General features: G+C 71.9%; 20 protein-coding genes. 14 read left to right on the top strand and 6 right to left on the bottom strand.

Going from position 1 to position 20,651, the window contains the following annotated elements:
- The first annotated feature begins 22 nt into the window (after window positions 1–22).
- From mshA to AF335_RS10165, 5 genes are all read left to right on the top strand, one after another.
- The gene (gene mshA / locus AF335_RS10185; protein ID WP_244926984.1) at window positions 23–1,384 is read left to right on the top strand and encodes a D-inositol-3-phosphate glycosyltransferase; all 1,362 of its coding nucleotides are present in this window, start codon (window positions 23–25) and stop codon (window positions 1,382–1,384) included.
- Window positions 1,377–1,877: a type III secretion system chaperone family protein gene (locus tag AF335_RS10180; protein WP_102918034.1), complete on the top strand. Its 501-nt coding sequence runs from the start codon at window positions 1,377–1,379 to the stop codon at window positions 1,875–1,877. Before mshA ends, AF335_RS10180 begins: the two co-directional genes overlap by 8 nt.
- 114 nt (window positions 1,878–1,991) lie before the next feature.
- Entirely contained in the window at window positions 1,992–2,753 is a 762-nt protein-coding gene (locus AF335_RS10175; protein ID WP_102918033.1) for a phosphoglyceromutase, read from the top strand.
- A gap of 284 nt (window positions 2,754–3,037) precedes the next feature.
- A complete protein-coding gene (locus AF335_RS34545; RefSeq protein WP_170127654.1) occupies window positions 3,038–3,763 on the top strand; it encodes a hypothetical protein in 726 nt (241 codons plus the stop codon).
- A gap of 19 nt (window positions 3,764–3,782) precedes the next feature.
- The gene (locus AF335_RS10165) at window positions 3,783–4,523 is read left to right on the top strand and encodes a class F sortase (protein ID WP_102918032.1); all 741 of its coding nucleotides are present in this window, start codon (window positions 3,783–3,785) and stop codon (window positions 4,521–4,523) included.
- A gap of 360 nt (window positions 4,524–4,883) precedes the next feature.
- On the opposite strand, the gene phoU is transcribed toward AF335_RS10165, so the two are convergent.
- Window positions 4,884–5,573, bottom strand: coding sequence for a phosphate signaling complex protein PhoU (gene phoU, locus AF335_RS10160; protein ID WP_102918031.1), 690 nt, complete (start codon window positions 5,571–5,573; stop codon window positions 4,884–4,886).
- Between the two features lie 203 nt (window positions 5,574–5,776).
- On the opposite strand from phoU, the gene phoR reads away from it, so the two are divergent.
- Together phoR and phoP are read left to right on the top strand one after the other, a co-directional pair.
- Window positions 5,777–7,030, top strand: a complete 1,254-nt coding sequence (gene phoR, locus AF335_RS10155; RefSeq protein ID WP_102918030.1) for a two-component system sensor histidine kinase PhoR — start codon at window positions 5,777–5,779, stop codon at window positions 7,028–7,030.
- A 67-nt stretch (window positions 7,031–7,097) separates the two neighbouring features.
- Window positions 7,098–7,769, top strand: a complete 672-nt coding sequence (phoP, locus tag AF335_RS10150) for a two-component system response regulator PhoP (protein WP_483409770.1) — start codon at window positions 7,098–7,100, stop codon at window positions 7,767–7,769.
- Window positions 7,770–7,930: 161 nt separating this feature from the next.
- Here phoP and AF335_RS10145 read toward each other — a convergent pair whose 3' ends face one another.
- Window positions 7,931–8,611, bottom strand: coding sequence for a copper chaperone PCu(A)C domain-containing protein (locus AF335_RS10145; RefSeq protein WP_244926983.1), 681 nt, complete (start codon window positions 8,609–8,611; stop codon window positions 7,931–7,933).
- 545 nt (window positions 8,612–9,156) lie between these two features.
- On the opposite strand from AF335_RS10145, the gene AF335_RS10135 reads away from it, so the two are divergent.
- The 4 genes from AF335_RS10135 (at window position 9,157) to AF335_RS10120 (ending at window position 11,881) form a co-directional block, all read left to right on the top strand.
- Complete coding sequence (locus AF335_RS10135) at window positions 9,157–9,639, top strand: CarD family transcriptional regulator (protein WP_003953493.1); 483 nt, start codon at window positions 9,157–9,159, stop codon at window positions 9,637–9,639.
- A 351-nt stretch (window positions 9,640–9,990) separates the two neighbouring features.
- A complete protein-coding gene (ispD, locus tag AF335_RS10130) occupies window positions 9,991–10,770 on the top strand; it encodes a 2-C-methyl-D-erythritol 4-phosphate cytidylyltransferase (protein WP_102918028.1) in 780 nt (259 codons plus the stop codon).
- A complete protein-coding gene (gene ispF / locus AF335_RS10125) occupies window positions 10,760–11,266 on the top strand; it encodes a 2-C-methyl-D-erythritol 2,4-cyclodiphosphate synthase (protein ID WP_102918027.1) in 507 nt (168 codons plus the stop codon). Before ispD ends, ispF begins: the two co-directional genes overlap by 11 nt.
- Before the next feature lie 207 nt (window positions 11,267–11,473).
- Entirely contained in the window at window positions 11,474–11,881 is a 408-nt protein-coding gene (locus tag AF335_RS10120; protein WP_102918026.1) for a PPOX class F420-dependent oxidoreductase, read from the top strand.
- Between the two features lie 262 nt (window positions 11,882–12,143).
- Here AF335_RS10120 and AF335_RS10115 read toward each other — a convergent pair whose 3' ends face one another.
- Window positions 12,144–13,376, bottom strand: a complete 1,233-nt coding sequence (locus AF335_RS10115; protein WP_102918025.1) for an acyltransferase family protein — start codon at window positions 13,374–13,376, stop codon at window positions 12,144–12,146.
- Between the two features lie 201 nt (window positions 13,377–13,577).
- Window positions 13,578–14,756 (bottom strand): acyltransferase family protein, encoded by a 1,179-nt coding sequence (locus AF335_RS10110; RefSeq protein ID WP_228773299.1) that lies wholly within the window; start codon window positions 14,754–14,756, stop codon window positions 13,578–13,580.
- A gap of 171 nt (window positions 14,757–14,927) precedes the next feature.
- Between AF335_RS10110 and cysS the strand changes: the two genes are divergently transcribed.
- The 3 genes from cysS (at window position 14,928) to AF335_RS10095 (ending at window position 19,183) form a co-directional block, all read left to right on the top strand.
- Window positions 14,928–16,322, top strand: a complete 1,395-nt coding sequence (gene cysS / locus AF335_RS10105; protein ID WP_102918024.1) for a cysteine--tRNA ligase — start codon at window positions 14,928–14,930, stop codon at window positions 16,320–16,322.
- 104 nt (window positions 16,323–16,426) lie between these two features.
- Window positions 16,427–17,377, top strand: a complete 951-nt coding sequence (gene rlmB / locus AF335_RS10100; RefSeq protein ID WP_102918023.1) for a 23S rRNA (guanosine(2251)-2'-O)-methyltransferase RlmB — start codon at window positions 16,427–16,429, stop codon at window positions 17,375–17,377.
- 165 nt (window positions 17,378–17,542) lie between these two features.
- Window positions 17,543–19,183 (top strand): DoxX family protein, encoded by a 1,641-nt coding sequence (locus AF335_RS10095; protein WP_221504997.1) that lies wholly within the window; start codon window positions 17,543–17,545, stop codon window positions 19,181–19,183.
- Window positions 19,184–19,252: 69 nt separating this feature from the next.
- Here AF335_RS10095 and AF335_RS10090 read toward each other — a convergent pair whose 3' ends face one another.
- Together AF335_RS10090 and AF335_RS10085 are read right to left on the bottom strand one after the other, a co-directional pair.
- Window positions 19,253–19,969, bottom strand: coding sequence for a nucleotidyltransferase family protein (locus tag AF335_RS10090; protein ID WP_102918021.1), 717 nt, complete (start codon window positions 19,967–19,969; stop codon window positions 19,253–19,255).
- A gap of 153 nt (window positions 19,970–20,122) precedes the next feature.
- Complete coding sequence (locus AF335_RS10085) at window positions 20,123–20,539, bottom strand: hypothetical protein (RefSeq protein WP_102918020.1); 417 nt, start codon at window positions 20,537–20,539, stop codon at window positions 20,123–20,125.
- Window positions 20,540–20,651: the final 112 nt, after the last annotated feature.

The following is a 20,651-nucleotide window of genomic DNA, read 5'->3' as shown; positions in this document are numbered from 1 at the left end:
AGGCGGACGGAGGACTCGTACGGTGAGCCAGTACGCATCCAGGCTCGGCGCCCGCAGGGGCCGCGCGCTCGGTACGCTCGCCAACACCCCGCTCCGGCGCCTCGGCGGCGCCCGCAGGCCGCGCCGGGTGGCGATGCTCAGCGTCCACACCTCGCCCCTGCACCAGCCGGGCACGGGCGACGCGGGCGGCATGAACGTCTACATCGTCGAGCTGGCCAAGCGCCTGGCCGCCATCGGCATCGAGGTCGAGATCTTCACCCGGGCCACCACCGGCGGGCTGCCGCCGGCCGTGGAGCTGGCGCCCGGCGTGCTCGTCCGCCACATCGACGCGGGCCCGTACGAGGGCCTGGCCAAGGAGGAGCTGCCCGCCCAGCTCTGCGCCTTCACCCACGGTGTGATGCAGGCGTGGGCCGGCCACCGGCCCGGCCACTACGACCTCGTCCACTCCCACTACTGGCTCTCCGGCCACGTCGGCTGGCTCGCCGCCGAGCGCTGGGGCGTCCCGCTCGTGCACGCCATGCACACCATGGCCAAGGTGAAGAACGCCGCGCTCGCGGCGGGCGACACCCCCGAGCCGGCCGCCCGCGTGATCGGCGAGACCCAGATCGTCCGGGCCTCCGACCGGCTGATCGCCAACACGGACGGCGAGGCCGAGGAGCTCGTCCACCACTACGAGGCCGACCCCGGCAAGGTCGCCGTCGTGCACCCGGGCGTCAACCTCGACCGCTTCACGCCCGCCGACGGCCGGGCCGCCGCCCGGCAGCGGCTGGGCCTGCCCGCCGACGCGCTGGTCCCGCTCTTCGCCGGGCGGATACAGCCCCTGAAGGCCCCCGACATCCTGCTGCGCGCCGTCGCCGACCTCCTCGACCGGCGGCCGGAGCTGCGTACGCGCGTCGTCGTCCCCGTCGTCGGCGGGCCCAGCGGCAGCGGTCTGGCCAAGCCCGAGGGCCTGCAGAAGCTGGCCGCCAAGCTGGGCATCGCCGACGTGGTCCGCTTCCGTCCGCCGGTCGGCCAGGACCAGCTCGCCGACTGGTACCGCGCCGCCTCCGTACTGGTCATGCCCTCGTACAGCGAGTCCTTCGGCCTGGTCGCGGCCGAGGCGCAGGCGTGCGGCACGCCCGTGGTCGCGGCCGCGGTCGGCGGGCTCCCGGTGGCCGTGCGCGACGGCGTCAGCGGCTTCCTGGTCTCCGGCCACGACCCCGCCGACTACGGCCGCGCGCTGGACCGCTTCGCCGACGACTCCGCCCTGGTGGGCCGGATGGGCGAGGCCGCGGCCCGGCACGCGCGCTCCTTCGGCTGGGACACCGCGGCGGCCGCCACGGCCGAGGTGTACACCGCGGCGATCAACGAACGGCGCCGTCGCCTACGCTCGAACCATGTCTGACGCGAAATCCGTCATCGAGCAGACGTTCCACGAGGCAGGGCTCGAATGGGAGAGCCCCGCCGACGGCACGTATGTGGTCAAACTCCCCGGCACGCGCAAGCTGTCGACGACCGTCTCCCTGATCGTCGGCAAGCACTCCCTGTCGGTCAACGCCTTCGTCGTCCGCTGCCCCGACGAGAACCACGCGGCGGTGCACCGCTGGCTGCTGGAGCGGAACACCCGCCTCTACGGGGTGGCCTACGCCACCGACCGGCTCGGCGACATCTACCTGGTCGGCCGGCTGCCGCTCGCCGCGGTGACCCCGGACGAGATCGACCGGATCCTGGGCACCGTGCTGGAGCACGCGGACGGCAGTTTCAACACGCTGCTGGAGATGGGCTTCGCGACGGCGATCCGTAAGGAGTACGCGTGGCGTACGGAGCGGGGGGAGTCGACGCGGAACCTGGACGCGTTCACACGGCTCACCAAACCGAGCGGGTCCGACGGGGCCTAGGACGGCCCGAAGCGCGATCGCCCGGCCCCCGTGCGCTGCGGCGCGGGGCCGGGCGCGCCGCTATCACGGACAGCGCGCGCTGCGCCACCCTTACCGTCGATTACGCTCAGGGGCATGGCCGACGCACCGTACAAGCTGATCCTCCTCCGCCACGGCGAGAGCGAGTGGAACGCCAAGAACCTGTTCACCGGTTGGGTGGACGTCAACCTCAACGAGAAGGGTGAGAAGGAGGCAGTCCGTGGCGGTGAGCTGCTCAAGGACGCCGGCCTGCTCCCCGACGTGGTCCACACGTCCCTCCAGAAGCGCGCCATCCGCACCGCGCAGCTCGCGCTGGAGTCCGCGGACCGCCACTGGATCCCCGTCCACCGCTCCTGGCGGCTGAACGAGCGCCACTACGGCGCCCTCCAGGGCAAGGACAAGGCCCAGACCCTGGCCGAGTTCGGCGAGGAGCAGTTCATGCTCTGGCGCCGTTCCTACGACACCCCGCCGCCGGCCCTTGAGGACGGCACGGAGTTCTCGCAGAGCGACGACCCGCGCTACGCCGCCATCCCGCCGGAGCTGCGCCCGAAGACCGAGTGCCTCAAGGACGTCGTCGTCCGCATGCTGCCGTACTGGTACGACGGCATCGTCCCGGACCTCCTCGCGGGCCGCACGGTCCTGGTCGCCGCCCACGGCAACAGCCTGCGCGCGCTGGTCAAGCACCTCGACGGCGTCTCCGACGCGGACATCGCGGGCCTGAACATCCCGACCGGCATCCCGCTGGCCTACGAGCTGGACGCCGACTTCAAGCCGGTCAAGCCGGGCGGCACCTACCTCGACCCGGAGGCCGCCAAGGCCGCCATCGAGGCCGTGAAGAACCAGGGCAAGAAGAAGTAGCCCCTTCGAAGCAGCCGTAGGTCCCCGACGGGACATGAGCCCCCTGCCCGCGACGTGCGCGGGCAGGGGGCTTCGTCGTGCCCGGGCGCGTACGGGTACGCGGGCCCGGTCGTGGGTCTACTCGCCGCCCCGGCCCTCCGCTCCCGCCGCCCGCGCGGCGAGGGCACGCGGGCGGCCCGGCGGCGAAACGGGTGGATCGGTCACCGAATGGAGCAAGTCGACCACGCAGCGGATGCGCGCGGGAGGTGCCCGGGTGAGCCTCGTGAATTGAAGGAGGTACCACCATGGTTTCCATCCGCTCCGCCATATGCGGTGCTGCGACGGTCGTCGCTGTCTGTGCGGCCCCCGTCGTCCCTGCTTACGCCTTCGGCTCCTCGGTCCCTGCGGCCGGTGAGGTCGGAGCCGTCCCCGAGACCGACGGCCCCGGTCATCACGACGGTCGCCACGACGGGCGTCACGACCACGACGGCCGTCATGACCACGACGGTCGCCACGACCACGACGGCCGTCACCACGATGACGACGACGACTGCGACGACCACGACGGCCGCGGTGACCACGACGGTCGCCACGACCACGACGGTCGCCACGACGGGCGCCACGACCACGACGGCCGCGACGACGACGGCCGCAAGGACCACGACGACGACTGGGGCGACCACGACGGCCGCGGTGACCACGACGGTCGCCACGACCACGACGGACGTCACGACCACGACGGTCGCCACGACCACGATGGCCGCCACGACCACGACGGGCGTCACGACCACGACGGTCGCGGTGACCACGACGGCCGCGGCGACCACGACGGGCGTCACGACCACGACGGCCGCCACGACGGTCACCGCCCGCACCACCCCTCGCACGCGGGTGGCGGTGCTGCCGCGCTCGCGGCCACGGCCTCGTCGGTCCCCGACGCTCCTGTCCTGATCCTCGGCGCCACCGCGGCGGCGGGCCTCGTCGGCGGCATGGTCTGGTACCGCCGTCGCGTCAACACCGCCAAGCAGTGACGGGAAGAGAACGGGCGTCATGTCAGAACCGCGCACAGGTGGCGGACGCCGCCTGCTGACAGGAGTGGCCTGGGCGGCCCTGCTGCTCGCCCTGTGCCTGTGTGGCAGCGGCACCACGGGAGAGCTCGCCAAGGCTCCCGGCGGCGTCGCGGCCAAGGGCCACTCTCCCGCGCACGGCCTGCCCCCGGCACACGACCCGCTGCCGGGGGCGGGCCCCCAGACCGATCCCAAGGCCCTGGCCATCAAGGCCATCGGCCTGAAGGCCCCGATCGAGGGCCACGGCCTCGACCCGCTGGGCGGGGTCGAGCCACCGCCGTACGAGCGGGCCAACTCCGTCGCCTGGTACAAGGACGGACCGCAGCCCGGCAGCGCCGGCGCCGCCGTCCTCGTCGGCCATGTCGACACCGACCGGGCCCTCGCCGTCTTCGCCGGCCTCAGCGTCGTCAAACGCGGCCAGCACATCTGGATCGCCCGCCAGGACGGCTCCGTCGCCGAGTTCGTCATCGAGGACATCTCGGTCGTCGCCAACGACCAGTTCGACGCCGAGAAGGTCTACGGGGCGCGCGAGCCGGACCGCGCCGAGCTCCGGCTGATCACCTGCGGCGGCAGCTACGACCGCACCCAGCGCGCCTACAGCGCCAACGTCGTCGTCTCCGCCTATCTCACCGGCGTGACACCGGCCAAGGTGCCTCCGACCCCCGTCGCGGAAGAGGACGACGAGGGCGAGACGGAGACCGGCGGCGACAGCGGCACGGCGTAGTCACCACCCGTGAGAAAGACGCGCGCCGCACCTCGTAAGAGACGCCGCACCTCGTAAGAGAAGGGCCCCGGCCGGACCGACCGGCCGGGGCCCCTCCCCGTGAGTGGCATGCGCACCGGCTGCTATCCGCAACCGCCGCCGCACTGGCACGGCCCGCCGGACTGGCAGCCGCAGGAACAACCTGGACCGCACGTGCAAGCGGACCTGGGCTGTGCCGCAGGAGGGGTCTGGGTCATATGCGGTACCTCCTCGAAGGGTGGTCTGCTGTCACCCAGTCAAGGACCGCCCGCCTCGGTCGTCAATGCCCTGCACGCACGCCTGTACGGGCGCATTCAGGGCGCATGGAAGCACGTACGGCGATTACGCGCTCTCCACCGTGCTGGTGCGCCCCTCGGACTGGGTGAGCTCGTCCGCGTGCTCCCCGGTGACCAGATACACCACCCGCTTGGCCACCGAGACCGCGTGGTCGGCGAAGCGCTCGTAGTAGCGGCCCAGCAGCGTCACGTCCACGGCCGTCTCGATGCCGTGCTTCCACCGGTCGTCCATCAGGTGCTGGAAGAGCGCGCGGTGCAGCAGGTCCATCGCGTCGTCGTCCTGCTCCAGCTGGAGCGCCAGGTCGACGTCCTTGGTGATGATCACTTCGCCGGCCTTGGCCATCAGCCGCTGCGCCAGCTGGCCCATCTCCAGGATGGTGGCGTGCAGGTCGCGCGGGACCGCCGTCTCCGGGAAGCGCAGCCTGGCCAGCTTGGCCACGTGCTGGGCGAGGTCGCCCGAGCGCTCCAGGTCCGCGCTCATCCGCAGCGACGTCACCACGATCCGCAGGTCCGTGGCGACCGGCTGCTGCCGCGCCAGCAGCGCGATGGCCCGCGCCTCCAGGTCCCGCTGGAGGTCGTCGACCTTCGAGTCCGCGGCGATCACGGACTCCGCCAGCTTGAGGTCCGCGTCCAGGATCGCCGTGGTGGCGCGCCCGATCGCGGAGCCCACGAGCCGGGCCATCTCGACCAGGCTCTCGCCGATCGAGTCAAGCTCCTCGTGGTACGCGTCCCGCATGGCCTGAACCTCTTTCTCCGGAAAATCACTGGGGCGAGGGATCCGACGTCCTGCCCACGGTCCCACGTTGCGGCCGGAACGCGACGGCCGTCGGCATCCGGAGTGAACCGACGCCGACCTGAAGGTGAACTCTCGGCAACGTATGTTCGAGCCGCCCCCCGTTTGGCTGTGGATGTGCCCTCGCCGCCGCATAACCTGGACTCATGAACGTGGACGCGGCCGTCGCCGCAGCGGCAGCGATCGCCGGTCTCTGCACCGGAGTGATCGCCATGCTGGCGTTCCGCTGGAGCGAGCGCGATCAGGCCAGGCCCACCCGCAGCTCCCTGCACACCGACGCCGTGCTGCCGCCCGGCGTGGACACCGTCCTCTCCGTGCTGCGCTCCTCCGCGGTCGTCCTCGACGAGGCCGACGCCGTGGTCAAGGCCAGCTCCGCCGCGTACGCCCTCGGACTCGTCCGCGGCGGCAAGCTGGCCGTCGAGCCGATGCTCCAGATGGCCCGCGACACCCGCCGCGACGGTGAGATACGCCAGGTCGAGCTGGACCTGCCGCGCCGGGGCACCGGCCGGGGCGAGGCCCTCGCGGTCTCCGCCCGGGTCGCGCCGCTCGGCTCCCGGCTCGTCCTGCTGCTCGTCGAGGACCTCACCGAGGCCCGCCGCATCGAGGCCGTCCGCCGGGACTTCGTCGCCAACGTCAGCCATGAGCTCAAGACACCCGTCGGCGCGCTCTCGCTGCTCTCCGAGGCCGTCATGGACGCCTCCGACGACCCCGAGGCCGTCCACCGCTTCGCCGGCCGGATGCAGATCGAGGCCACCCGGCTGACCAACCTCGTCCAGGAGCTCATCGACCTCTCCCGGGTGCAGAACGACGACCCGCTGGAGGACTCCGAGCCCGTCCGGGTCGACGAGCTCGTCGCCGAGGCCATCGACCGCTGCCGCCACCAGGCCGGCACCAAGCAGATCACCATGGCCGCCGGGGGCACCGCCGACCTGCACGTCTGGGGCAGCCGAGGCCAGCTCGCCGCCGCCCTCGGCAACCTCGTCGAGAACGCCGTCAACTACAGCCCCGCGCGCACGCGCGTGGGCATCGCCGCCCGCCACATCACCGCCCCCGGCGGCGACCTCATCGAGATCGCCGTCACCGACCAGGGCATCGGCATCTCCGAGAAGGACCGCGAGCGGATCTTCGAGCGGTTCTACCGCGTCGACCCGGCCCGCTCCCGCGCCACCGGCGGCACCGGCCTCGGCCTCGCCATCGTCAAGCACGTCGCCGCCTCGCACGGCGGCGAGGTCACGGTCTGGAGCGCCGAGGGCCAGGGCTCCACCTTCACCCTGCGGCTCCCCGAGGCCGGCGCCGTGCGCGACCGCGACCCCTACAGCGACCACACGCTGCTGGAGCCGCACGAAAGCCTTTCCTCCTTCCCCGACGACACCCTCCCCGCCCGGGAGGTCCGTCCGTGAACCGCGGCCGGGAAGCGACCCCCCGTACCCGCACAGAAATCCGACCGGAGGTCCATCCGTGACGCGTGTGCTCGTCGTAGAGGACGAGGAGTCCTTCAGCGACGCCCTGTCCTACATGCTCCGCAAGGAAGGGTTCGAGGTCGCCATCGCGGCCACCGGCCCCGACGGGCTGGACGAATTCGAGCGCAACGGCGCCGACCTCGTCCTGCTCGACCTGATGCTGCCCGGCCTGCCCGGCACGGAGGTCTGCCGGCAGCTCCGCGGGCGCTCCAACGTGCCCGTCATCATGGTCACGGCCAAGGACAGCGAGATCGACAAGGTCGTCGGGCTGGAAATAGGAGCCGACGACTACGTGACCAAGCCCTTCTCCTCCCGGGAGCTGGTGGCCCGCATCCGGGCCGTCCTGCGCCGCAGAGGCGAGCCCGAGGAGGTCTCGCCGGCCGCGCTGGAGGCCGGCCCGGTCCGGATGGACGTCGACCGGCACGTCGTCACCGTCTCCGGCGCCAAGGTCGACCTGCCGCTGAAGGAGTTCGACCTGCTGGAGATGCTGCTGCGCAACGCCGGCCGGGTGCTCACCCGGATGCAGCTCATCGACCGCGTGTGGGGCGCCGACTACGTGGGGGACACCAAGACCCTCGACGTCCATGTGAAGCGGCTGCGCGCCAAGATCGAGCCCGACCCGGGCGCGCCCCGCTACCTGGTCACGGTCCGGGGCCTGGGCTACAAGTTCGAGCCGTAGGGAGACCCGGTGGCGCGGCGGGGCGGTCCGCCCCGCCGTACGGCCGGGAGGACCGCCCGTACGGGGGACGCGCCGTCGCCTCGCGCGGGACGTACGGGACACGCCGAGGGGCCCGGAAGCGGAATGCTTCCGGGCCCCTCGGCGTGCGCGGGGTGTCCCCGTCAGTGGCCGGCGTGCTGCTGGCCGTCCTGCTCGCCCTGCTGGGCGCCCGTGGCGCCGGCCGGGGTCCCGGGGGTGCCCGAGGGCTTGCCGGACGGGGTGCCGGACGGCTTGCCGGGCTTGTCGCCCGGCTTGGCGCCCTGCTTGTCCGACTGCCCCGGAGCGGCCGACTCGGGGCCCCACTCCTTGAAGTAGCTGGTCGCCGGGACGACGAAGGCGCCGATGTTCACGTCGCCCGTCTCGCTGAAGTCGAAGGTCAGCTTCTGCTGCTCGCCGTCCTTGAGCGCCTCACGGCCGTTCGGCAGCACCGCGGCGGCGTTGCCCTTGCCGCCGAGGACGATCGAGCCGCCCGCCGGCACGACGAGGCGGCCGGAGCCGCCCGCCGGGGTGAGCTTCACGGTCGCGCCGGACTTGCCGGGAAGGGTGACCTTCTCCAGCGTCTGGTCCGTGCGGCCGTTGTTGAAGAGCTTGCCGGTGATCACGGCCGGGCCGGTGGACTTGAGGTCCGGCTGGGTGATCACGCTGATGTTCTGGAGCTTGATGGCGCCGACCGACGTGGCGGCGTTGTCCGGCTTGACCTCGAGCGTCTGGGCGCTGTTACCCGCCGCACAGGCGGTGAGCGAGGCGATCGAGAGCACGAGGGCGGAAGCGGCGAGAGCGCCGCGTCGAAGGCTGCTGCTCACGGCGGCGGCATCTCCTTGGACGAAGTAAGAGGTGTGTCAGCGGGGCTTAGGTTACCGAGCCGTCTCCGGGGCCCCGCACCCGACCCGCCCTCATGGTCAACTAGCCCTCGCTCGGGCGCACGGCCGAATATCGCCCATCAACACCGCGAGGAACGTCCCGCACTCCGCGCGGGGGATTATCCGCGAGGAATGCGAGGGGCTCCGGGAAGGCGTTCGGGAATTGATCAAGTTCAAGGTGATCAATTCCGGAATCGGGGCGCCGAAGGGCGGCCCGCCCCGAACGGAGTAGCGGAAGTCCGCCGACCGGACCCCGGCAAAACGGGACGTTCGGTAGCGCGCGAGGGACTCCGGGCGGGTGTAACGTGCCCGTTTCGCCCCGCCCGAAGAACCGCTCCGACCTGCGAATACCCGCTTCCGGAACCCCTCCGCAGCACGTTCCGGTTGCTGTTGTCAAGCCCCGAGATATGCCCTGACCTGCGAAAACGCCATTCAGAACGGGCAGTTCCCGTGTTAGACTGGATAGCCACGGAAGGGGTACCTGTCACATGACGTTCAAGGTTGGCGACACCGTGGTCTATCCCCATCACGGGGCCGCGCTGATCGAGGCCATCGAAACTCGCCAGATCAAAGGCGTGGACAAGACCTACTTGGTGCTGAAGGTCGCCCAGGGTGACCTGACGGTTCGGGTGCCGGCGGACAATGCGGAGTTCGTCGGTGTGCGCGATGTGGTCGGCCAGGACGGGCTGGACCGGGTCTTCGAGGTGCTGCGCGCACCGTATGCCGAAGAGCCGACGAACTGGTCCCGTCGCTACAAGGCGAATCTCGAGAAGCTCGCGTCCGGTGACGTGATCAAGGTCGCCGAGGTCGTGCGCGACCTGTGGCGTCGTGAGCGCGAGCGCGGTCTCTCCGCCGGTGAGAAGCGCATGCTCGCGAAGGCGCGCCAGATCCTGGTGAGCGAGCTCGCCCTCGCGGAGAACACCAACGAGGACAAGGCCGAGGCCCTGCTCGACGAGGTCCTCGCGTCCTGACGTCGTCATGCCCCGAAGCGGTGACGACACGAGGCGCCGTCCTGGGACGCGCCGGGATGACGCACCGCCGGACATGAGGCGCCGGACATGAGGCCAGGTGCCGGACGTAAAGAAGTGCCGCGGTGCCCGCGTGATGACGACAGTCATCCGCCGGGCGCTGCGGCATCTCTGCTCGGTGGCACCTCTGCTCAGTGACCGTGGGGCGCCGACCGTTCACACCGTGCTCGATGTGCCGGGCTCGGGCAGCCGACCCGACCAGCTTGTCACGGAAGGGGCTGGTCGGAGCGGAGTGCCCGGCACGCTGAGGCCATACCCAATTCGGCCGAGGAAGCAAACCTGAACGCCATCGCAATGTCTGATCGAGCACCCGCCGCCACCCTTTCGCGCACCGCCGCCGTCATCCCCGCGGCGGGCCGCGGGGTCCGGCTGGGCCCCGGTGCGCCCAAGGCGCTGCGCACCCTCAACGGCACCCCGATGCTCGTCCACGCCGTCCGGTCGATGGCCGCCTCGCGCGCCGTCTCCCTCGTCGTCGTGGTCGCACCGCCGGACGGCGCCGCCGAGGTCCGCTCCCTCCTCGACGCGTACCCCCTCACCGGCCACGACCGCGCCGAGCTGCTGGTCGTCCCCGGTGGCGAGAGCCGCCAGGAGTCCGTGCGCCGCGGCCTGGCCGCCCTGCCGGAGGACGTCACCACCGTCCTCGTCCACGACGCCGCGCGCCCCCTGGTGCCCGTCGAGACCGTCGACTCCGTGATCTCCGCCGTGCGCGCGGGCGCGCCCGCCGTCGTACCGGCGCTGCCGCTGGCCGACACCGTCAAGCAGGTCGAGCCGCGCACCGGCGCCGCCACGGGCGAGCCCGAGCCGGTCGTGGGCACCCCCGAGCGCGCGCTGCTGCGCGCCGTGCAGACCCCCCAGGGCTTCGACCGGCGCACGCTCGACGCGGCGCACGAGAAGTTCGCCGCCTTCGCCACCGAGGGCGAGGGCGCCACGGACGACGCGGGCCTCGTCGAGCGGCTCGGCTCCCCGGTCGTCGTGGTGCCCGGCCACGAGGAGGCGTTCAAGGTGACCCGCCCGCTGGACCTCGTCCTGGCCGAGGCCGTACTCGCCCGCAGGAGGGCCAACGATGGCTTCTGACACCCCCGGCACCCCGCTGCTGCCCCTGGTGGGCATCGGCACGGACGTGCACGCCTTCGAGGAGGGCCGCGAGCTGTGGTGCGCCGGCCTGCTCTGGGAGGGCGCCTCGCACGGCCTGGCGGGCCACTCCGACGGCGACGTCGCGGCGCACGCCGCGTGCGACGCGCTGTTCTCCGCCGCCGGGGTCGGCGACCTCGGCGCGCACTTCGGCACGGACCGCCCCGAGTGGTCGGGCGCGGCCGGCGTCACCCTGCTGGCCGAGGCCGCCCGGATCGTCCGGGCCGAGGGCTTCGAGATCGGCAACGTCGCCATCCAGGTGATCGGCGTCCGCCCCAAGATCGGCACCCGGCGCGAGGAGGCGCGGAAGGCCCTCTCGGCGGCGATCCAGGCCCCCGTGTCGGTCTCCGGCACCACCACGGACGGGCTCGGTCTCACGGGCCGCGGCGAGGGCCTGGCGGCGGTCGCCACGGCGCTGGTGTACCGCACGGCGGGCTGACGGGCCGGAGGGCTCTCACGGGCGCCGTCCGCGCCGGAGGGCTTCCCGCCTCGCGAGAAGTACGCGAGAGGGCTGTTCGGGGGCTGTCGGCCCCCTTACGGCCCTTTTCGCGTATCCGGCGCCTTACGGTGAGGCGACGCCGCCCACGGCCGTCCGTCCGGGCCGCGTCCGCCACGTCGTTCGTCAGCCGAGGGAAGGACCCGTACCGTGTCAGCCGCACTCTCAGACGACCTGAAGAAGCTCATCGACGACAGCCCGGTCTTCGCGACCGTGGCGACCGTCCAGCCCGACGGCAGCCCCCAGCTCTCGGTCACCTGGGTCATCCGCGACGGCGAGGACCTGCTGATCTCCACCACGGTGGGCCGCCGCAAGGAGAAGAACCTCCGGCGCGACCCGCGCGTGAGCGTGATGATCAACCCGCACAACGCGCCGTACACGTACGCGGAGGTCCGCGGGACGGCGACGATGACCACGGAGGGTGGTCAGGACCTGATCGACATGCTGTCGCGGAAGTACACGGGGAAGGACTACGCGGCCTTCAACCCGGCGGCGGGGGAGGATGCGGAGCGGGTGGTTGTGCGGGTCGCTCCGCGGCGGGTGGTCGGGTCGATCTAGGGTTCCCCACCCCGCCCCTTCCCGCTGTATCCGATGTGCGGCTCCGCCGCGTGGCGGGGGCTGGCGCCCCGGGCCCCCTTTCCGCGCTGCCGCGCGGTGGCCTCAATCGCCGGCCGGGCTGGATTTTCGCCCTGTCCGAGCTCGGCTTTCCGCCCGGCCCGGGCAACAACCTCTCAGCCCGGTTCCGGGCAACAATTCAGCCCGTCCGGCGATTGAGGACATTCGGGAAGGGGCGGGTAGGGGAAAACCCCCCGCCCCACACTCACGTCCCGTCCGGACGCCCCGCGCCCACACGGTCCGGCTCCGCCGGCCCGTACGCGCGCAGCCGCTGCGCGGCCACCCGCTCCGGCTCCGGCGCCGCCGCCTTGTCGGCCGCTCGCGCCGCAGGCGCCCCCGGCGAGTGCCGCCGCACCTCCTCCATGCTCGACCGCATGATCTTCCGCAGCCAGGACCCCATCGGCCGCTCCACCAGCCGGTGCAGCAGCCACGCCGCCCCCATCATCGCCACGATCAGGCCGAAGACCAGCACGTACGGCGGCAGCTTCTCCCGCAGGGCGTAGATGACGGTCATGCCGATGTACTGGTGGAGCAGGTACAGCGGGTACGTGAGCGCGCCCGCCGTGGAGAGCCAGCGCCACTGGATCCTGTTGAAGGCGCCACAGGCGATCAGGGCCATGATCACGAACGCGGCGAGGACGATCAGCCGGGCCGGCCAGACCGCGATGTCGTGCGTGGAGTTGTCCGTGACCCGCTTGGTCAGGTGGTGCTGGGCGAGCAGCAGGGAGAGGCCCGCGATGCCCCAGAGCAGTGCCGTGGGGCGGTAGCGGTACATCAGGTAGAAGGCGATGCCCGCGACGAAATAGGGCGCGTACAGCGGCATGGCCCACATGGTGAGCAGCTTGCTGTCCGCCTGGGTGGAGGTCATCGCGACCACGGTCCAGATCGCGCAGAACAGCACGCACTTGCGGTACGTCACGCCCGTGGCCACCACGACCGCGAACAATACGTAGAACTTCAGCTCGACGAAGAGCGTCCAATAGACGCCGTCCACGTCCCAGACACCGAAGCCCGTCTGGAGCATCGTCAGGTTGGTGAGGACGTCGTCGTAGCTGTGCACCTGGCGGACCTGCGGCCAGAGCGAGACGATCAGGGTCGTCAGCCCGATCGCGACCCAGTAGGCGGGGTAGACCCGCGACACCCGGGACAGCACGAAGTCGCCCAGTGACCTGCCCCAGGTGCTCATGCAGATCACGAAGCCGCTGATGAGGAAGAAGACCTCCACACCGAGCCACCCGTACTGCGCGAGCGGCTTCAGCTCGGGGAAGATGCCGCTGGTGTCCTGCCCCCAGCCGCCCCGCAGGGAGACGTAGTGGAACATCACGACCATCAGGGCCGCGATGATGCGGAGCCCGTCCAGGACGTAGAGCCGTGGGGCGGACCGCTGGACGGCTGCTGCACGGCCGCCCTCGAGTTCACCTCGTCCGGCGAAACGCATGTCGTCCTCTTCCAGTGAATTTGGTCGGCTCATCCTACGCAGGGGCCGGTCGCACGCATGCTGACACAGAAAGTCCGCGCACCGCCGTGACAGTTATCTCCCGTCGCTCCCGTAATTCCAAGACCCTTCCGTAACCGATCTTGTGCAGGGGTTGTGCAGGGCCGGTACGGGCACGCGCGCGGACGCCTTCCATGGAGGGTGTCACCCGGACCGGATGTCCGTCACGGCCCGCCGCAGGCCCCGGCCGAGCGCCCGGGCCAGCGGGCGTTCCACGAGGCGGTGGACGAGCCAGGCCGTCAGGAGCATGGCCAGCACGAGCGCGGGCAGCAGTACGTGGCGGGGCACCCGGTCGGCGCCGTGCTCGATGACCGTCCAGCCGAGGCGTTCGTGGATCAGATAGAGGGGATAGGTCAGCGCCCCGGCCGCGGTGAGCCCGCGCCACTCCAGGCGCCGCGTCCAGCCGAGCGCGACGGCCATGACGGCGAGAAAGAAGAACGCCATCAGCGCCACCGTCGGCCACTGCGGGACCTGGCGTCCCATATGTCCCTCCGCCCGCGTCTGGGCGATCAGCAGATAGTGCTGCGCGATCACGAAGCTGCCGGCCACGAGCAGCCAGAGCACCAGGTTCGGGCGGAAGCGGTGCATCAGGTAGAAGGCGATGCCGGCGATGAAGAACCAGCAGTCCTCCGGCATCAGGACCTGGTCGAGCACCGGGTTGCCCACCGCCCTCGCGACGGCCGCCGCCAGGGCCCAGACCACGCAGAAGCCGACGGCCCTCCCGTACGTGAGCCCCTTACGGACGACGAGCGCGAAGAGCAGGTAGAAGCGGAGCTCGATCCAGAGCGTCCAGTACACCCCGTCGACGGGGTCCACCCCCAGGGGGGACTGGAGCATGGTCAGGTTGACGGCGATGTCCCCCGGCTCGGGGGTTTCACCGTCCGGCGGCCACAGATGGACGGTGAGGGCCACGGCGAGTACGGCGAACCAGTACGCGGGGAAGAGCCGGGTGACACGGGAGACGGCGAACTGGCCCACGCCCTTGCCCCAGCAGCTCATGCAGATCACGAAGCCGCTGATCAGGAAGAACAGCTGCACGCCCAGCCAGCCGTACGACGCCGGCAGGTGCGCCCCGGGGAACGCCTCCGCCACCGGCCGCCCCCAGACGTCGCTGCCGAAGGCCATGTAGTGGTACGCGACCACCATCAGCGCCGCGCACAGCCGCAGCCCGTCGAGCGCGCCCAGCCGGCCGTGCCGCGGCGGGCCGTCCTCCGGCACGGCACGGCCGGCTGGGCGCGCCGTCGCCGCTCCTGGGGCCGCTTCCGGGGCCGCCTGTGTGCGGGCACCCGGCTGCTCGTGCTGTACCGGCAGCGTGGAGTGCAACGTCCCTCCAGGGTTCCGCGGCGCCCGCCGGGAAGCGGAAGGCGTGCCGGGAAGCTATCACGGCGAATTGTATTTTTGGTGCAAAAAGCAAATAAGGGGCAAAGTGTGCCGTCTGACGAATGAACCGGCCGATTGCCCGGGGCACTGCTCAGGGCCCACTACCCTGGTTGCGTGACCATTCGCCTGTACGACACCAGCGCCCGGCAGATCCGTGACTTCACCCCGATCGTCCCGGGCTGCGTCTCGATCTACCTGTGTGGCGCGACCGTGCAGGCCGCCCCGCATATCGGGCACATCCGCTCGGGGCTCAACTTCGACATCATGCGCCGCTGGTTCACCTACCGCGGCTACGACGTGACCTTCATCCGCAATGTCACGGACATCGACGACAAGATCATCAAGAAGTCCGGCGAGCAGGGCCGCCCCTGGTGGTCCATCGGCTACGAGAACGAGCGCGCCTTCAACACCGGCTACGACGTCCTCGGCTGCCTGCCGCCCACCTATGAGCCCCGCGCCACCGGCCACATCACCGAGATGGTCGAGATGATGCGCGGCCTCATCGAGCGCGGCCACGCCTACGAGGCCGACGGCAACGTCTACTTCGACGTGCGCTCGTTCCCGGGCTATCTGGAGCTCTCCCACCACGAGCTGGACAACCTCCTCCAGCCGTCCGCCGAGGGCGAGACCGGTAAGCGCGACCCCCGCGACTTCGCCATGTGGAAGACCGCCAAGCCCGGCGAGCCCTCCTGGGAGACCCCGTGGGGCCGCGGCCGCCCCGGCTGGCACCTGGAGTGCTCCGCGATGGCCCACAAGTACTTGGGCGAGGCGTTCGACATCCACGGCGGCGGCCTGGACCTGATCTTCCCGCACCACGACAACGAGATCGCCCAGGCCAAGGCGTTCGGCGATGCCTTCGCCGCCTACTGGGTGCACAACGCCTGGGTCACCATGAGCGGCGAGAAGATGTCGAAGTCCCTCGGCAACTCCGTCCTCGTCTCCGAGATGGTCAAGCACTGGCGCCCCATTGTGCTGCGCTACTACCTGGGCACCCCGCACTACCGCTCGATGATCGAGTACAGCGAGGAGGCGCTGCGCGAGGCCGAGTCCGCGTTCGCGCGGATCGAGGGCTTCATCCAGCGCGTCGTGGAGATGGCCGGCCCGGTCGAGCCGTCCGCCGAGGTCCCGCCCGCGTTCGCCGAGGCCATGGACGACGACCTGGGCGTCCCGCAGGCCCTCGCGATCGTCCACACCACCGTCCGGCAGGGCAATTCCGCGCTGACCGCCGACGACAAGGAGTCCGCCGTCGCCCGGCTGGCGGAGGTCCGCGCGATGCTGGGCGTCCTCGGCCTCGACCCGCTGGACGAGCAGTGGGCCGGCGCGTCGGGCGGCCGCGGTGACGACCTGCACGGCGTCGTCGACTCTCTGGTGCGCCTGGTGCTGGAGCAGCGCCAGGCCGCCCGTGGGCGCAAGGACTACGCCACCGCCGACGCCATCCGCGATCAGCTCCAGCAGTCCGGCCTCGCCATCGAGGACACCCCGTCCGGCCCCCGCTGGTCCCTGTCCTAGCCCGCGATCCGAGCGTCGCGGTCCGTCCTGAGGGACACTTTTCGTACGTACGTTTACAGAAGTCGCGGCCAGCGACTCTGAGCAGTGAAGAAACAGGTGCACCCATGGCCGGCAACAGCCAGCGCAGGAACCGCCGCACGTCCAACAAGAAGGGCGCGCAGGTCGGCAGCGGCGGTCAGCGACGCCGGGGCCTGGAGGGCAAGGGTCCGACGCCGCCCGCGTCCGCGCGCAAGGGCCACAAGAAGAACCGCCTCGCCAGCGCCAAGGTCCGGCACGAGTCCAAGCGCCCGGCCCCGCGCCGCGGCGGCCCCAAGGGCACCAACGAGCTCGTCGTCGGCCGTAACTCCGTCGTCGAGGCGCTGCGCGAGGGTGTGCCCGCCAACACCCTGTACGTCCAGCAGTACGTCGACAACGACGAGCGCGTCCGCGAGGCGCTCCAGCTCGCCGCGGACAAGGGCCTCAACCTCATGGAGGCCCCCCGCCCCGAGCTGGACCGGATGACCAACGGCCTGAACCACCAGGGCCTGGTCCTCTCCGTGCCGCCTTACGAGTACGCCCACCCCGAGGACCTCACCGCCGCCGCGTTCGACGACGGCGAGGACCCGCTGATCGTCGCCCTCGACGGCATCACCGACCCGCGCAACCTGGGCGCCGTCGTCCGCTCCGTTTCCGCCTTCGGCGGCCACGGCGTGGTCGTCCCCGAGCGTCGCGCGGCCGGTATGACCGCCAGCGCCTGGAAGACCTCCGCCGGTACCGCCGCGCGCACCCCGGTGGCCCGCTGCACCAATGTGACGCGGATGCTGGAGGGCTACCAGAAGGCCGGTCTCACGGTCGTCGGCCTCGCGGCCGACGGCGACGTCGAGCTGCACGAGCTCGACGCCCTGTCGGGCCCCGTCGTGATCGTCGTGGGCAGCGAGGGCAAGGGCCTCTCCCGGCTCGTCGGCGAGACCTGTGACTTCCGCGTCCGCATCCCGATGCCGGGTGGCGCCGAGTCGCTCAACGCCGGTGTCGCGGCCGGTGTCGTGCTCTACGAGGCGTCGCGCCGCCGGGCCTGATCGCCGCCGCGGTGACCGCTCGCGGTCACTGTGCACCGAAATACGCCGTTAAACGCCGGACGGGGGTTTTTCCTCCCGTCCGGCGTTTGCCGTTCGGAGCCTTGACGCGTCTCGGACAGTTCGAACCGGTCAAGGCAGTGTCCTAATCAGAAGTCACTCGGTTAGATGAGTGTGGACACCAGAACACCCCGCACACCCACGGGGGGAAGCTCTTCCGGGTACGACGACCAGCCCGCGCTGAGTACGGTGAAGGTTCCGTCCGACCCGGCGCAGATCGTCGTCAACCACCTGAGTTTCCGCGTGCAGCTCGCCCGGCCGCCGCGCGTCGCCCGCCAGTTCGCCGGGGTCGCCGACACCGCGCGGCTGCCCACGGTCAAGAGCACGGCCAAGCGCCGTGCTCCCGTCGTGTGGAGCGGCCGCACCGCGCCCGGCGACTCGGCGCCCACCGAACTCCTGCAGGCCGTAAGGGACTCCGCCGTCCCCGGCGACGCGGGGTCCACCCAGGTGCTGCCCAGGATCCGGGTCGACGACCCGCCCACCACGGTCGTCGGTCCGCGCGGTCCCGCGGACCACACCGGCCCCGGTGAGCTCGTGGACCCCGTGGGTCCCGGCAGCCCCAGCGCCCCCCGGCCCCAACTGCTGCGCGGCGTACGCCCCACCGGCAGCGCGTACGACGAAGATCAGTACGGCTACGACGAGTTCGGCCCCGGCGAGGGCGAGTACGGCGACGACGGCGACGCCCCCCGGCGCCAGGGCAACGACGCCGTCCGGCACGCCTACTACCCCGGCCGCCGGATGAACCTCGGCGTCGTCCTGCTCCCGCTGCGGATCTTCCTCGGCTTCATCTCGATCTACGCCGGCATGGGCAAGCTCTGCGACCCCGTCTACTTCGACGGCGGCCGCCGCGGCTCCATGGTCACCTGGCTCACCCAGCTGCACCCCTGGGCGGTCGCCTCCCCGCTGCGCGACCTCGCGCTGAGCCACCCCGTGGGCGCCGGCCTCACCGTCGCCTTCCTCCAGGTCCTCGTCGGTGTCCTCACCATCTTCGGGCTCTGGCAGCGCCTCGCGGCCGGCATCGGCGTCCTGCTCTCGGTGGCCCTGCTGGTCACGGTCAGCTGGCGCACCGTCCCCGCCTACGACGCCCCCGACATCATCTATCTGGCCGCCTGGAGCCCCCTGGTCATCGCGGGCGCCCCGTTCTACTCCCTGGACGGCCGGCTGGCCGGCGAGGCGTGGCGGCGCCTCGGGCCGCGCGCCGAGCTGTGGGAGCTGCGCCGCCGCGTGCTGCGCCGGGGCACGATCATGGCCACGGTCCTGATCGGCCTCTCCCTCCTGGTCGGCTCGACCCTCGGCGGCGCCGTCCGCTCCTCCGACGTCGCCCGGGTGCCCAGCCCCGCCGACCCGCCGGCCAACAACCTCCCCGGCTCCCCGCTCCCGCGCCCCGGCACCGGCTCGCCCTCGCGCGGCCACCTGGGCTCGGCCACCCCGGGCACGCCCAAGCCCACGCTGCCGGGCCGTAAGACGGCCACCCCGAGCGCGACCGCGTCGGCCGTCCCCGGTGCCGCGCGGACCCCGGCGAGCTCGGCCGGCACCGCCGGGCGCCCCGGCGCCAGCCAGGACGTCCACCCCGCGCCGCAGACGCCGCAGCGGCCCGCCGCCCCGGCCGCGCCGCGCACGCCCACCGGCTCCTCGACGTCGACGGGCACGGGCAGCGGCAGCACGGGAGGCGGGTCCGGCTCCTCCACCGGCGGTTCCTCCACCGGCGGCTCCCGCAGCGGGGGCGCCCTCGGCGGTCTCCTCGGCTGACGCGCGGTACGTACGACGCCCCCGCACCGGATCGGTGCGGGGGCGTCGTACGTACCGGCGGGCGGCCCGCTATCCGGCGAGCTCCTTGGCGGCCTCGGTGAGGTCCTTGGCGGTGTCGATCGCCCGCCAGTAGGCGCCCTGCGGCAGCGGGAAGCCGGCCAGCCGCCGCTCGCGGGCGAGCCGGGGGAAGGTGGTGCGCTCGTGGTCGCCGTGGTCGGGCAGCAGCTCCCGGAAGGCGGCGGAGAAGACGTACACGCCCGCGTTGATCAGATAGGGCGAGGGCGGGGACTCGATGAAGTCCAGGACCTGCCCGAACTCGTTGGTCTCCACGGCGCCCCAGGGAATCCGGGGGCGGGCCAGGGCCAGGGTGGCCACCGCGTCACGCTCGTGGTGGAAGGCGGCCATCTCGCGCAGCGAGAAGCGGGTCCAGATGTCGCCGTTGGTGGCGTACCAGGGCCGGTCCGGGTGGGGCAGCGAGGCGGCGGCGAACTTGAGGCCGCCGCCACGGCCCAGCGGCTCCGGCTCGACGACCGTGGTCACCCGGAGGGGCAGCTCGGCCGACGCGAGCCAGTCCTGCAGAACCTCGGCCAGATGGCCGCAGGACACGACGGCGTCGGTGACCCCCTCGGCGGCGAGCCAGGCCAGCTGGTGGCCGATGATCGGGGTTCCGGTGCCGGGGATCTCGACCATCGGCTTGGGGCGGTCGTCGGTGTAGGGGCGCAGCCGCGACCCCTGGCCTCCGGCCAGGACGACGGCTTGGGTGGGGTACGGGTCGGTGCCGGTCATGCTCCGCACGATATGCGGCTGCCCGGGCGGGGGTGCGGGCGGCATGACGGGCGGTCCGTACGGGGTGCTGCGCGAGGCGCTCCGCGGAGCGCCCGGTGGTGCGGGGTGTTACGGGGTGTTACGGGGTGGGGCGGCCGGGCCCGAGCGGAACGGTCAGGGGGTCTGGGCGACGCCGGCGGCGTACGAGGTGTCGCAGACGGGGCGGGCGAAGGACTGGGCGCCCTTGAGGCCGTACTTGGCGACGGCGGCGCGGCCGAGGGCGCGGGCCAGCTCGGCGCAGTGCCGGGCCAGCGAGGGGCGGCCGTTCACGGCCGTCTGGAGGCCGGTGAGCGCCTCGCCGGGGTTCTTCTCCTGGAGCTCGGTCAGCAGCCGGTCCCGCAGCACCTCATGGGCCTGACGGGGGGCCTTGGCCTGGGTGGAGGCGGTCTCGGACGAGGCGGTGAGCACCTGCGACTCGGATGTCGGCGCCGCCCACGGGACGCGGGTGACCGCGAGTGTCCCGGAAAGGACGAGAACGACGGGGAGGACGAGGGCGAGGGTTCTGCCGATGCGGCGGGCGGCCTGGTTCATGTCGCAGATGGTAGCGAGGGGTAACGATAGGGCGACATTTAGTCACCCGTTCGAGCGAGTAATTTCGGCGAGTGGGCGGGCGTGAAATTGACGAACGCTGCTCGAAAGGCGC

The organism is Streptomyces eurocidicus (assembly GCF_002891295.1).
Classification (GTDB): domain Bacteria; phylum Actinomycetota; class Actinomycetes; order Streptomycetales; family Streptomycetaceae; genus Streptomyces; species Streptomyces eurocidicus.
This window is presented reverse-complemented; position numbering and strand designations above follow the sequence as displayed.